This window comes from Solibacillus sp. FSL W7-1464 (assembly GCF_038004425.1).
Lineage (GTDB): Bacteria > Bacillota > Bacilli > Bacillales_A > Planococcaceae > Solibacillus.
Genome location: NZ_JBBORC010000001.1, coordinates 952724 through 967247 on the forward strand (window position 1 = coordinate 952724; position 14524 = coordinate 967247).

Genomic DNA, 14524 nt, shown 5'->3' on the forward strand with positions numbered 1-14524 from the left:
AGAACCTTGATATTATAAGGCTTTAAGCTTGTTTTTGTAGCTTGTTGCATTATCCATATGATAAAATAGGTAAGATATATCGTAAACGGAGGATCTGCTGTGTATAAATATTACGGAATCGCAATAATTGCAGTCATTTTGGATCAATGGACAAAATGGCTCATTGTTAAAAATATGGAATTAGGGGAACGCATCAGTGTATGGGATCCTTGGTTTGGCATCTTATCGCATCGTAACCGTGGTGCGGCTTGGGGCATGTTGGAAGGACAAATGTGGTTGTTCTCAATCGTAACAGTTGGTGTCATTATCGCCATTATCTATTTTAATCATACAGAAGCAAAGGGTAAGCCACTTTTTCATGTAAGCTTAATGCTGTTATTAGGTGGTGCGGTCGGTAACTTTATTGACCGCTTATTCCGTGGAGAAGTAGTTGATTTTGTCGATGTGTTTATACCGGTAATCAAGTATCATTTCCCGATCTTCAATATAGCGGACGCAGCATTGTCAATTGCTGTTGTAATGCTTTTCATTACGATCATACTAGAAGAAAAAAAGGATAAGAAAAAGGTGAAATAATGACGGTAGTCACATTAACAATAGAAGAATTTGCAGGGGAACGTATCGATAAGGCACTTTCACAAATGGAAGAATCATGGTCACGTTCGCAAATTGGTAACTGGCTGGATGAAGAACGGATTTTAGTAAACGGTACAGCCGTAAAAGCAAAATATAAAGTGAAGCAAGGGGACGTTATTGAAGTAACGGTTCCGGAAGTAGAAGATTTGGAAATCATTCCAGAAGATTTAAATTTGGAAATCGTTTATGAAGATGCCGACGTATTAGTTGTGAATAAACCGCGCGGAATGGTTGTTCACCCGGCACCAGGGCACACAAGCGGCACATTGGTAAATGGTTTAATGCATCATTGCAAAGACTTGTCCGGCATTAACGGTGTGGCACGTCCAGGGATTGTACACCGTATTGACAAGGATACATCCGGTTTATTAATGGTTGCAAAAAATGATATTGCCCATGAAAGTCTAGTGAATCAGTTGGTCGCAAAATCGGTAACACGTAAATATACGGCTTTAGTACATGGCCGTATTGCGCATGAAAAAGGCACAATTGATGCACCAATCGGCCGTGATCAGAAAGATCGTCAAAAGCAGGCGGTTATCGATAAAGGCAAAAATGCGGTTACACATTTCCAGGTAATTGAGCGTTTCAATGAATTTACTTTGGTGGAGTGCCGTCTTGAAACAGGACGTACTCACCAAATCCGCGTGCATATGAATTATATCGGTTTCCCGTTAGCAGGCGATCCGAAATACGGTCCAAGAAAAACAATCGATTTCGGCGGCCAAGTATTACATGCAGGTGTTTTAGGATTTATCCACCCTGTAACGAAAGAATATTTAGAGTTTGAATCACCGCTGCCGGAAGACTTCAAACAATTATTAGAAGAATTACGCGGATAATCGAGAACAGCCGCCTCCTTTTTGGGGGACGGCTGTTTTTTGGTTCGGGAGAGCCTTATGCCGGGCTTTATTAGAACTTTTGAAGCGAATATTAGAAAATATTGTGGAGGTGGCTGGCAATGAGTTCGATTGGAAGCAGTATATACTACGTATTATGGCGGTCGGGTAACCTGAAGTGTTTTTATTAGAACATCTGAAGTAGATATTAGAAGAAGTTGCAGTGAAATTAGAAGTTCTAGGATTTTATTAGAAAATGGGTGGGAATGTTTGTGGTTAGAGGCATTATTCTCTGCATGTAGTGTGGTTCAGAGAGCCTGAAATAATTTTATTAGAACATTTGAAGCGGATATTAGAAAAAGCTCAGCAGATATTAGCACATTGGGACGCTTTATTAGAAGATCTCGAATACTTATTTGAACAATTGACCACTATATTAGAAGAACGGACTTTTATTAGAAGATTTCGAAGTATATTAGAATATTTGATGTACTTATTAGAAAATCCACAACAGGCCCGAAAATTCAAACTTTTCAAACATCAAATTTCAGTTGTCTGACCTTCACAAAGTTTATTGACTTATAAAATAATCAAGCCTATACTGACAACAGTGAGCTACAGAACTTGACGAGAGCAAGCAGGTAGCCGCAGCAAATCAAAGCAATCTGAATATTGTTCACCTTTAATGGCAGTCCAGAGAGGCTGAGAAGGGATAATGTGAAGCAACGGAATTTTTGTGCGCAAAAATACCCGTGTGCAGTTTTTCAACATGACTTTTCAAACCCTCTAGAACTTTCTAGAGGGTTTTTTGTTTGAAATTTACATTGATCATACCCTGTGAACACAGAAAAATGAAAGGAGCAAAAAACATGGAAAATTTTACAGTATTACTTGATGGACCATCGATGAACCGTGCGATTACGCGAATTGCACACGAAATTATTGAACGCAACAAAGGCATTGACGAAGTAATTTTAGTCGGGATTAAAACACGCGGCGCCTATTTGGCAAGACGCCTTGCAGAAAGAATCGAAACGATTGAAGGGAAAGCGATTCGGACAGGGGAGCTTGATATCACATTATACCGTGATGATCTATCACCAAAGCATGATCAGGCACAAGTAAAGCAAGTCGATATTGAGCACCAAGTGAAGGATCAGAAAGTCGTGTTGATCGACGATGTTCTTTATACAGGAAGGACAGTACGCGCAGCATTGGATGCCATTATGGACTTAGGCAGACCGGCACAAATCCAGCTTGGCGTTTTAGTTGACCGGGGCCATCGCGAATTGCCGATACGTGCTGATTATGTTGGGAAAAATATCCCGACATCAAGCGTTGAACGCATTGTCGTCAATCTCACGGAAACAGATAAAGAAGATATCGTAACAATTCATAAATTTGAGGAATAAGTGAATACAGGGAGAGAACATCATGACGAAAGCAGTATTGGATATTCATGAAAAACCTACAGTAGGGCAACTGATTACGTTTAGTTTTCAGCACATGTTTGCCATGTTCGGGTCAACAATTTTAGTACCAAAATTAGTCGGGTTAAGCCCAGCCATTGCGCTTTTAACAAGCGGAATCGCGACAATCATCTTTTTGTTCATTACACAGTTTAAAGTACCGGCTTACTTAGGTTCATCGTTTGCCTTCATCTCTCCTATTATCCTGGTAGCAGGAATGTCGGAAGCAGGTGTTGCGATCAATCCTGGAAATGCAATGATCGGAGCCATGATGGTCGGGGTTGTATACGCAATCGTAGCATTGTTAATTTGGAAAACAGGCTACAAATGGCTGATGAACATTTTGCCGCCAATCGTCGTAGCACCGGTAATCATCGTAATCGGATTAGGGTTATCTGGCACGGCAGTCGATATGGCAATGAATGTGAACGGCGAATACAGCGGCCTTCACTTCTCGGCAGCATTGGTAACATTAGCTACAGCAATTATTTTCACAGTATTCTTTAAAAACATTTTAAGCGCAATGCCGATTCTTATGGGGATTGTCGTTGGTTATATTTATTCAGTCATCGTTGGAATCGTCGACTTTACGGCAGTACACAATGCGAAGTTCTTCGCATTGCCGGACTTTTTAATTCCAGGTGTAAACTATGAGTTCCAACTTACAGGAGCCATCTTTATCGGAATGGTACCGATTGTCATTGTAACGATATCAGAACATATCGGTCACCAGCTAGTATTGGGGAAAGTTGTAAACCGCAACTATATTAAAGACCCGGGCTTACATCGTTCGCTTTTAGGTGACGGTCTTGGAACATTTGCTTCGGCGCTGATCGGTGGTCCGCCAAAAACAACATACGGAGAAAATATCGGAGTACTGGCGATCACACGTGTATATTCAGTGTATGTCATCATGGGAGCAGCAGTTGTGGCCATCGTCGTATCGTTCTCAGGGCAGCTGATGGCACTGATTGAAACGATTCCAACAGCAGTACTTGGCGGTATTTCAATCCTGTTATTCGGGATTATTGCAGCAAGCGGTTTACGTATGTTAGTGGAAAGTAAAGTGGACTTCGGAAATAACCGGAACATGGTCATTGCATCCGTAATACTGGTAGTCGGAATTGGCGGGGCAGCAATGCGCTTTACAGAAAGCTTTGCGATTGAAGGAATGGCATTAGCATCGATTATCGGTGTCATCTTGAATCTTGTATTGCCAGGCCGTGAAGTAACAGAAAAAGATATTTACGAAACAGAAGAATAAAAAATATACCTTTTAAAGATTGTCCAGAGAGGCAAGGAAGGGTATGACATGCATGAAAGGATCATTAATAGGATGATACTTTACCTTGTCACACCCTCCAAGCCTCGCTAATGATGATAGCGGGGCTTATTTATGACGAGATATTGTATATTTAAACAAAAAGTAGATTAAATATTCATAATGTAATAAAATAATATCAAGCTAGCATTTGCGCCGGGGCGTAATTGATATAAGCGGAGGTACTCACATGAAAAACTTATTATCGATGGAACATTTGTCAAATGAAGAAATAATGATGATTTTAAATCGAGCACAGCATTTCGAAGATGGAGAAAAACCTGTGTTACAACGTGAATTTCATGTAGCAAACCTTTTCTTTGAGCCAAGTACACGTACAAAAACGAGCTTTGAAATGGCGGAGCGTCGACTTGGATGTACAGTGATTCCTTTTGATGCCGAATTCTCGAGCACAACAAAAGGAGAAACACTGTACGATACAGTCAAAACATTGGAAATGATCGGCATTGATGCGGTCGTAATTCGTGATAAGGAAGATGAATATTACAACGAGCTTTTAGAAGGTATAGAATGTGCAGTCATCAATGCAGGAGACGGCGCAGGCCAGCATCCTTCACAGTCACTGCTGGATTTATATACGATTCAAAAAGAGTTCGGACGGTTTGAAGATCTGAATATTACAATCGTCGGGGATATTTCACATAGCCGTGTTGCAAAATCAAACGCGACAGCACTTACTCGTTTAGGGGCAAATGTTCGATTCCTTTGTCCGCCAGCATGGGCAGGCAATTTCGAAGCGGCACATAGCTGGGATGAAGTACTGGAAGACAGCGATGTCATTATGCTGCTGCGTATCCAGCATGAACGTCACTCCGTAAGTAAGAACTTTTCAAAAGAAAGCTACCATGCAGAGTACGGCTTAACGATTGAACGTGAACAGCGGATGAAAGAGAGTGCTATCATTATGCACCCGGCACCTGTAAACCGCGATGTGGAAATTGCGGATGCCCTTGTAGAATGCGGTCGGTCCCGCATTTTTGAACAAGTGCGAAACGGAGTATTTACTCGAATGGCCATTTTAGAAACGATTTTGAAAGGAAGAGATCAATATGACAACAGTTATACAAAATGTGAAGCTACTCAATGAGGAAGGCGAATTAGTAGTATCTACTATTGTAATAGAAAACGGCAAAATCGCTTCGATTAATGGAGACATTCCAGCTGACGCCAAAGTAATTGATGGTAAAGGCCATTTCGCATCACCGGGTTTTGTCGATGTACATACACATTTACGTGAGCCTGGCTTTGAACATAAAGAAACAATCGCAACTGGCTCGGCATCTGCGGCAAAAGGCGGCTTTACAACAATCTGTGCGATGCCAAATACGAAGCCGGTACCGGATTCGGTAGAAAATATGCAGCTCATTAACGGGTTGATCAAAGAAAGTGCAGTAATCCGGGTATTGCCATATGGTTCATTAACGAAAGACATTTCAGGTGAAGTACGCACAAATATGCAAGAGTTAAAAGAACAGGGGGCAGTCGCTTTCTCGGATGACGGAATCGGTATTCAGCTAGCGTCGACGATGTATGAGCAAATGCAGCAGGCAGCAAAACTCGATGCAGTTGTTGTTGCACACTGTGAAGATAATTCACTCATTTACGATGGGGTTATGCATGAAGGAAAACGCAATAAAGAACTTGGTTTACCAGGGATTCCTTCTATTTGCGAGTCAGTACAAATTGCACGGGATGTACTACTGGCTGAAGCGGCAGGAGCACGCTATCATGTGTGCCACGTATCGACGAAAGAATCTGTACGTGCTGTAAGAGATGCAAAAGCGGCAGGAATTAAAGTGACTGCGGAAGTATGTCCACACCACTTATTATTAGAAGAAATGGATATCCCGTCAGATGATGCGAACTGGAAGATGAACCCGCCATTACGTGCTGCAGACGATAAAGACTCACTGCATGCAGCACTCTTGGACGGTACAATCGACTGTATCGCGACAGATCACGCACCGCACACAGAAGAAGAAAAATGCTGCGGTATGGTCGGGGCACCATTTGGAATTGTAGGTTTTGAGACAGCATTCCCGTTATTGTATACGAATTTTGTAGAGACAGGGAAATGGACATTAAAGCAATTAGTCGACTGGATGAGTGTAAAGGCAGCCCGAATTTTCGATCTTCCATACGGAACATTGGAAGTAGGCGCTTCAGCGGATCTTGTACTAGTTGATTTGAATAAGGAACAGGCAATCGATGCAGAAGGATTTGTTTCTAAAGGACGCAATACTCCATTTAACGGATGGACAGCTAAAGGATGGCCGGTAGTAACGATGTTTGAAGGCAATATTGTATATCAGGAGGCAGAATAATGAAAAAGCGTTTATTAATATTAGAAGATGGCACTGTATTTACAGGTACTGCATTTGGAAGCGACAAAGCGAGTCAAGGAGAAGTTGTATTTACTACAGGGATGACAGGCTACCAGGAAACAATTTCTGATCCGTCATTTTACGGGCAAATTGTTACATTAACATACCCGTTAGTCGGAAATTACGGCATCAACCGTGATGACTTTGAAGCAATCACTCCTGCGATCCGCGGTTTTGTCGTACGTGAATTGGCAGAGCAGCCATCAAACTGGCGCTCGGATATGTCTTTAGGGGATTACTTGGCAGCACAGGATATCCCGGGCATTGAAGGAATCGATACAAGAAAATTAACGCGCATTATTCGTACAAAAGGAGCTGTACGAGCGATTTTAACTGAAGCAGACGCCGAAGTGGATATCGCACAGATCGTAGCTCAATTACAGGAAACGCCATATATTACACACCATGTCCGCGAAGTATCGCCAAAAGCGGCTTACCCGTCACCAGGACGCGGAAAACGTGTTGTGCTGATCGACTTTGGGATGAAGCACGGAATTTTACGCGAACTGAACAAACGTGACTGTGATGTAATCGTCGTACCATACAACACGACAGTCGAACAAATTTTAGCAATGCATCCGGATGGCATCATGCTTTCAAATGGTCCGGGGAATCCGGAAGATGTGACAGAAGGAATCGAAACAATTAAAGGACTAATCGGAAAAGTGCCAATCTTCGGTATTTGCTTAGGGCATCAGCTGTTTTCACTAGCTTGTGGCGCGAAATCGTTCAAATTGCCATTCGGTCACCGAGGCGGAAATCACCCGGTAAAAAATCTGCGTACTGGACGTACAGATTTAACGAGCCAAAACCATGGCTATGCAATTGATATCGAGTCATTGGAAAATACTGATCTGGAGTTAACGCATGTCGCATTAAATGATGGAACTTGTGAAGGGGTACGCCATAAGAAATATCCGATCTTCACTGTGCAGTATCACCCGGAAGCATCACCAGGTCCCGAAGATTCAAACTACCTATTTGACGAGTTTATCGAAATGATGGAAATCGAAGCAGCAAAGGAGAACCAATATGCCTAAACGTACAGATATAAATACAATTTTAGTAATCGGGTCAGGGCCGATCGTAATCGGTCAAGCAGCAGAATTTGACTATGCAGGGACACAAGCATGTCTTTCATTAAAAGAAGAGGGATATAAAGTCATTTTAATCAACTCGAACCCGGCGACAATTATGACGGATACTGAAATCGCAGATAAAGTATATATCGAGCCAATCAGCCTTGAGTTTGTATCGCGTATTTTACGTAAAGAGCGTCCGGATGCCATTCTTTCTACATTAGGTGGTCAAACAGGGTTGAATATGGCAATTGAACTTGATGAGTCCGGCATTTTAGATGAACTCGGAATCGAAATTCTAGGTACGAAACTGGATGCGATTCATAAAGCGGAGGACCGCGACTTGTTCCGTAACTTAATGTATGAACTTGGTGCACCGGTTCCGGAGTCTGATATTATTCATAACATGGATGAGGCAAAAGCATTCGTTGCGAAAATCGGTTATCCGGTAATCGTCCGTCCGGCATTTACACTTGGCGGAACAGGCGGCGGAATTTGCTATAACGACCAGGACTTGCAGGAAATTGTGACATCCGGTTTAAAATACTCTCCTGTAACACAGTGTTTACTGGAAAAATCAATCGCAGGCTTTAAAGAGATTGAATATGAAGTAATGCGTGACGCGGCGGATAATGCAATCGTTGTATGTAATATGGAAAACTTTGACCCGGTAGGTATCCATACAGGTGACTCGATCGTTGTAGCACCGACACAAACATTATCGGATCGTGAAAACCAAATGCTGCGTAACATCTCCCTTGATATTATTCGCGCACTGAAAATCGAAGGGGGCTGTAACGTACAGCTGGCATTAGACCCTTACTCATTCCAGTACTATGTAATCGAAGTGAATCCGCGTGTATCGCGTTCATCTGCGTTAGCATCAAAAGCGACAGGCTATCCGATCGCGAAGCTTGCAGCAAAAATCGCAGTAGGACTTACACTGGATGAAATCAAAAACCCTGTTACAGGTTCAACGTTCGCTTGCTTCGAGCCGGCACTAGACTATATTGTTGCAAAAATTCCACGCTGGCCATTCGATAAGTTTGAATCGGCAAAACGTAACCTTGGTACGCAAATGAAAGCAACTGGGGAAGTAATGGCACTAGGCCGTACTTTTGAGGAAGCAATTTTAAAGGCTGTGCGTTCATTGGAAACCGGCCATGTCCATATTGAAATGAAAAATGCGGATGACATAACAGATACATGGATTGAAAAACGTATTAAAAAAGCAGGGGATGAGCGCCTATTCTTCATCGGTGAAGCGCTGCGCCGCGGTGTAACAGTAGAACAAATCCATGAATGGTCCGCAATCGATCTGTTCTTCCTGACGAAGCTGAAAAAAATTGTAGATATGGAAACAACATTGGCAGAAAACATCGGCAATACGGAAATTTTACGCACTGCGAAACGTTTAGGCTTTGCAGATAAAAAAATTGCACAGCTTTGGGAAATGAAAGAGCAAGCCGTTTATGATTTCCGTAAAGAACATGGCATTATTCCAGTGTATAAAATGGTTGATACATGTGCGGCGGAATTCGAATCGAATACACCATACTTCTACGGCACATACGAGGAGGAAAATGAGTCCATCCGTACGGACAAACCATCTGTTGTAGTACTTGGTTCAGGTCCGATCCGTATCGGTCAAGGGGTAGAGTTCGACTATGCAACAGTTCACTCTGTATGGGCAATTCAAGAAGCAGGCTATGAAGCGATCATCATTAACTCAAATCCAGAAACGGTTTCTACGGACTTCTCGATTTCGGACAAATTATACTTCGAGCCGCTAACGATTGAAGATGTCATGCATATTATCGATCTGGAGCAGCCAATCGGAGTAGTTGTACAGTTCGGCGGGCAAACAGCGATCAATTTAGCGGATAAGCTGGAAGCGAACGGTGTGAAAATTTTAGGAACGACACTCGAAGATATCGACCGTGCCGAAAACCGTAATAAATTCGAAGCGGCATTACAAGAAATGAAAATTCCCCAGCCTCCTGGCGATACAGCAACATCAGCTGAAGGTGCGATGAAAATTGCGGAAGGTTTAGGTTTCCCAGTATTGGTTCGTCCATCATATGTACTAGGCGGACGTGCAATGGAAATTGTTTATAATATGGAAGAGCTTGCTCACTATATGACAAACGCGGTAGAGGCATCACCGGATCACCCTGTATTAGTAGACCGTTACTTAACAGGACAGGAAATTGAAGTCGATGCCATTTGTGACGGGGAGAATGTATTGATTCCGGGAATCATGGAGCATGTTGAGCGCGCAGGAGTACACTCTGGTGACTCAATCAGTGTATATCCACCACAAAAATTGACGGATGCTCAGAAAGAAACATTGGTCGACTATACGACACGCCTGGCAAAAGGTCTTGGCATTGTCGGGTTAATGAATATCCAATACGTAATGAGTGAAGGTGAAATTTACGTGATCGAAGTAAATCCTCGCTCAAGCCGTACTGTACCGTTTTTAAGTAAAATTACAAATATTCCAATGGCAAATATCGCAACAAAAGCGATTCTTGGCCAATCGATTATTGAACAAGGCTACCCAACAGGCTTGGCAAAAGAACAGCAAGGCGTATTCGTAAAAGTACCGGTATTCTCATTCGCAAAATTACGCCGTGTCGATATTACATTAGGACCTGAAATGAAATCAACAGGGGAAGTAATGGGGAAAGACGCTACTTACGAAAAAGCATTATATAAAGGCTTCGTAGCAGCAGGCATGGAAATTAAAACACATGGTACAATCCTGTTCACTGTATCGGATAAGGACAAAGAAGAAGCAATCAGTCTGGCGAAACGCTTCTCTACAGTCGGCTACCGTATCGTAGCAACAGAAGGTACAGCAAAAACATTTGAAGCAAATGGTATTAAAACAGATATCGTAGAAAAAATCGGCGGTAAAGGCAAAACATTGATCGATATGATTCAAAATGGTGAAGCCCAATTAGTTGTCAATACATTGACTAAAGGGAAGCAGCCGGCACGAGATGGCTTCCGTATTCGCCGTGAATCGGTTGAAAACGGCGTACCATGCCTAACTTCATTGGATACGGCAGAAGCAATGCTGCGCGTGATTGAATCCATGACATTTACAGCAGAAGAAATGCCGAAAGCGGAGGTTGTACACTAAAATGATTCGTCAAGAGAAAATGACAGTTGTGGCACAGAAGCAGATTGCGACGAACATTTTCGAATTGACACTACAAGGACAACTGGTTCAGGACATGACGCCTGGCCAGTTTGTTCATGTAAAGGTGTCAAATACATTCGAACCTTTGTTGCGTCGACCAATCAGTATCGCCAATGTAGATAAAGAAAAAAATGAATTTACGATGATTTACCGTGCTGAAGGTCGTGGCACAAAATTTCTTGCGACAAACCGCGAAAATGAAATCGTGGATGTATTAGGTCCGTTAGGGAACGGGTTTCCTGTCGAAGCGGCAAAACCTGGCCAGACAGCGCTTTTAGTAGGCGGGGGAATTGGTGTTCCGCCACTCCATGAATTGGCGAAACAACTGAATGCACGCGGTGTGAAAACAATTCATGTTCTAGGTTTCCAATCAGAGGATGTATGCTTTTACGAGGAACAGTTCACTGGTTTAGGTGATACTTACTATGCAACAGTAGACGGAACAAAGGGAACTAAAGGGTTTGTTACAACGGTATTTGATGAAGTGAAGCCCGAGTTCGATCTGTTTTATTCATGTGGTCCATTGCCGATGCTTCGTGCTTTAGAAGGCTATTACCCGGAAAAAGAAGGGTACTTATCTTTTGAAGAACGAATGGGCTGTGGAATCGGTGCGTGCTTTGCATGTGTATGCGATACAACGGAAGGTTACGGAAAAGACTATGTAAAAGTGTGCTCGGACGGGCCAGTATTCCCGAAAGGAGTTGTGGCATTATGAGCCGTTTAAACTTACAATTGCCAGGTTTGGACTTGAAAAATCCGATTATGCCCGCGTCAGGCTGCTTTGGCTTTGGACGCGAATACGCCCAGCTTTATGATTTATCAAAACTTGGTGCAATTATGATTAAAGCAACAACTGTGGAAAAGCGTAAAGGAAATCCGACACCGCGGGTAGCCGAAACATCAGCAGGTATGCTAAATGCGATCGGCCTGCAAAACCCGGGGATTGAAAAGGTAATGGCGGAAGAACTGAAGTTTCTGGAAGGCTATGATGTTCCGGTTATTGCCAATGTTGCCGGTACGGAAGTTGCGGATTATGTGGAAGTAGCAGAGCGTATTTCAAAGGCATCCAATGTAAAAGCGCTGGAATTGAATATTTCTTGTCCGAATGTAAAGTGCGGCGGCATACAATTCGGGACAGATCCGGAAACAGCTGGTCAATTAACTGCCGCTGTAAAGGCGGTTTCAAGCGTACCTGTCTATGTAAAGCTGTCTCCGAACGTGACAAGTATCGTAGACATTGCCAAAGCGGTTGAAGCAGGCGGAGCGGACGGGATAACGATGATTAACACACTTGTGGGAATGCGATTGGACGAGCGTACAGGAAAACCTGTCATTGCAAACGGGACAGGTGGCTTATCTGGTCCAGCCATTAAACCGGTAGCTATCCGTATGGTGTATGACGTTTATAAAGCAGTGAATATTCCGATTATCGGCATGGGCGGAGTAACTTGTGCGCAGGATGTGATCGATTTTATGTCTGCAGGTGCATCAGCTGTAGCAGTCGGGACCGCAAACTTTGTGGATCATTTCGTATGCCCGACAATCATTGAGGAATTACCGGACTTGCTGGACACATTAAATGTGAACCATATTTCGGAAATTATCGGAAGGAGCCACCGTTAATATGAATACAAAACCGATTATTGCTTTAGATTTTCCCGGTGAAAAAGAAGTAATGCACTTTTTAAGGCTATTTGAAGAAAAATTATTCGTAAAAATCGGAATGGAACTGTATATGCAGGAAGGCCCGGATATTGTGCGAAAAGTAAAAGAACAAGGACACGATATTTTTCTGGACTTAAAACTACATGACATCCCGAACACTGTGAAATCAGCGATGAAGGGCTTAGCGGGGCTTGGCGTGGATTTAGTGAATGTCCATGCAGCAGGTGGCCGTACGATGATGGAAGGTGCCCTGGAAGGTTTGGAGGCTGGTACACCAGCCGGAGCTAAAAGAGCAGCATTAATTGCCGTTACACAACTGACGTCAACGACAGCGCAGCAAATGCAAGAAGAGCAGAAAATTGCCCTATCTTTGAAAGAATCCGTTTTACAATATGCGCAGCTGACGAAACAGGCAGGTCTCCAAGGGGTAGTCTGTTCTGTTCATGAGGCACAGGCAATCCGTGAAGCATGCGGCGATGACTTTTTACGAGTAACACCGGGTATTCGTATGCTGGGCGGGGAAGCACATGATCAGCAGCGTATCGCAACCCCTGATGGAGCTAAAAAGGACGGTTCATCACGAATTGTTGTAGGGCGTGCTATTACCGGAGCCGTCAATCCGGTAAAAGCATATCAAGAAGTTTGTAACTTATGGGAGGCTAACTAAAATGTCATTACAAAACGAAATTGCACATGCAATGCTAAAAGTAGGAGCGGTGGAATTGAATCCAACCGACTTATTTACATGGGCTTCAGGAATTCAGTCACCGATTTACTGCGATACACGTTTAACAATTTCGGATCCCGTTATCCGCAAGCAGCTTGCCAATGGACTGTCCTCTTTAATCAGCGAACATTTTTCTGACTGTGAAGTAGTGGCGGGTACTGCTACTGCAGGAATTCCTCATGCTGCCTGGGTAGCGGATATTATGCAGTTGCCGATGGTATATGTGCGTTCAAAAGCAAAAGAGCACGGGCGCGGAAACCAGATTGAAGGAAAATATGCAAAAGGTCAAAAAGTGGTTGTAATTGAAGATATCATCTCAACAGGAGGTTCATCCATTACTGCTGTTGAAGCATTACGCAATGCAGGCTGTGAAGTGTTAGGGGTCGTATGCGTGTATACATATAATCTGCCTAAAGCGGATCACGTATTTGATGAATCCGGCGTTAAATTTGTTTCGTTAACAAATTTCGATTACTTAATTGATGCGGCAAAAGAGGCTTCGGCCATTCAGGAACAGGACATTCCCTTCCTGAAAAAGTGGCATCAAGACTTAAAAACGGGAAAATTAAAATAAAGTTAAAATACAATCCGTGGGGGTATTAAGCCCCCACGGATTGTTTGTTTAACCAATGAAACTACTACTGATAGTATGAATCTCCAGTTACACGAGATAAAAAAATATTAAAAATATTCAAAAACGTTTGAAGTTATCAAAAATATACTTTACACGTTTTTGTTATAGTTATATAATTCCATTAGGCAAAATTATCAGTTTTTTTAATAATGAAGTTTAATGGTTTGAAATTTTATTAAACAACGTAAAAAAGTGTTTCACGTTGTTTTTATGTTGAAAAGGCATAATTATAATCATTAAACGTTAATTTTTATAATGAATTATCGGAAAATTTAAATTTAAAAGAATAGTTTGCTATTGATAAATTTAAAATGTTAAATTAGAATAGTTAGAAAGTTTAATAATTGACATCTAAATATATTTTATGGATAATTTACGAAGTGGTACAAAAAATTAACAAATTATTAATATTTTAAAAAGACTGAGTATTAGCAAGGTTTAAATTTTTTTGAAAAGGGTATTTAAATCTATTTGAAAAAATTTAATTATAGAGCGAGTTTAGCAGAGCCGAAGTTATGTTTAAGGAGAAAGGAGCGGT

General features: G+C 42.2%; 12 protein-coding genes. All 12 read left to right on the forward strand.

Annotated elements, in window-relative coordinates:
• Window positions 1–99: 99 nt before the first annotated feature.
• The 12 genes from lspA (at window position 100) to pyrE (ending at window position 13926) form a co-directional block, all read left to right on the forward strand.
• Complete coding sequence (gene lspA / locus MKZ25_RS04515; protein WP_340800366.1) at window positions 100–576, forward strand: signal peptidase II; 477 nt, start codon at window positions 100–102, stop codon at window positions 574–576.
• Window positions 573–1478 carry an RluA family pseudouridine synthase gene (locus MKZ25_RS04520; protein ID WP_340802974.1) on the forward strand — a complete coding sequence of 302 codons (906 nt, stop codon included), beginning with the start codon at window positions 573–575 and terminating at the stop codon, window positions 1476–1478. The genes lspA and MKZ25_RS04520 overlap by 4 nt, the downstream gene beginning before the upstream one ends.
• Before the next feature lie 866 nt (window positions 1479–2344).
• Window positions 2345–2887, forward strand: coding sequence for a bifunctional pyr operon transcriptional regulator/uracil phosphoribosyltransferase PyrR (gene pyrR / locus MKZ25_RS04525; protein ID WP_340800367.1), 543 nt, complete (start codon window positions 2345–2347; stop codon window positions 2885–2887).
• A 22-nt stretch (window positions 2888–2909) separates the two neighbouring features.
• Window positions 2910–4208 (forward strand): solute carrier family 23 protein, encoded by a 1299-nt coding sequence (locus tag MKZ25_RS04530; RefSeq protein WP_340800369.1) that lies wholly within the window; start codon window positions 2910–2912, stop codon window positions 4206–4208.
• Between the two features lie 247 nt (window positions 4209–4455).
• On the forward strand, window positions 4456–5373 hold the full coding sequence (locus tag MKZ25_RS04535) for an aspartate carbamoyltransferase catalytic subunit (protein WP_340800370.1): 918 nt from the start codon (window positions 4456–4458) through the stop codon (window positions 5371–5373).
• A complete protein-coding gene (locus MKZ25_RS04540) occupies window positions 5336–6610 on the forward strand; it encodes a dihydroorotase (protein WP_340800372.1) in 1275 nt (424 codons plus the stop codon). The genes MKZ25_RS04535 and MKZ25_RS04540 overlap by 38 nt, the downstream gene beginning before the upstream one ends.
• Window positions 6610–7710, forward strand: a complete 1101-nt coding sequence (locus MKZ25_RS04545; protein WP_340800373.1) for a carbamoyl phosphate synthase small subunit — start codon at window positions 6610–6612, stop codon at window positions 7708–7710. Before MKZ25_RS04540 ends, MKZ25_RS04545 begins: the two co-directional genes overlap by 1 nt.
• Window positions 7703–10900 (forward strand): carbamoyl-phosphate synthase large subunit, encoded by a 3198-nt coding sequence (gene carB, locus MKZ25_RS04550; RefSeq protein WP_340800374.1) that lies wholly within the window; start codon window positions 7703–7705, stop codon window positions 10898–10900. Before MKZ25_RS04545 ends, carB begins: the two co-directional genes overlap by 8 nt.
• 1 nt (window position 10901) lies before the next feature.
• On the forward strand, window positions 10902–11675 hold the full coding sequence (locus tag MKZ25_RS04555) for a dihydroorotate dehydrogenase electron transfer subunit (RefSeq protein WP_340800376.1): 774 nt from the start codon (window positions 10902–10904) through the stop codon (window positions 11673–11675).
• Complete coding sequence (locus tag MKZ25_RS04560) at window positions 11672–12583, forward strand: dihydroorotate dehydrogenase (protein WP_340800378.1); 912 nt, start codon at window positions 11672–11674, stop codon at window positions 12581–12583. Before MKZ25_RS04555 ends, MKZ25_RS04560 begins: the two co-directional genes overlap by 4 nt.
• Window position 12584: 1 nt before the next feature.
• A complete protein-coding gene (gene pyrF / locus MKZ25_RS04565) occupies window positions 12585–13292 on the forward strand; it encodes an orotidine-5'-phosphate decarboxylase (RefSeq protein WP_340800380.1) in 708 nt (235 codons plus the stop codon).
• Window position 13293: 1 nt separating this feature from the next.
• Entirely contained in the window at window positions 13294–13926 is a 633-nt protein-coding gene (gene pyrE, locus MKZ25_RS04570; RefSeq protein WP_340800381.1) for an orotate phosphoribosyltransferase, read from the forward strand.
• The last annotated feature ends 598 nt before the right edge of the window (window positions 13927–14524 follow it).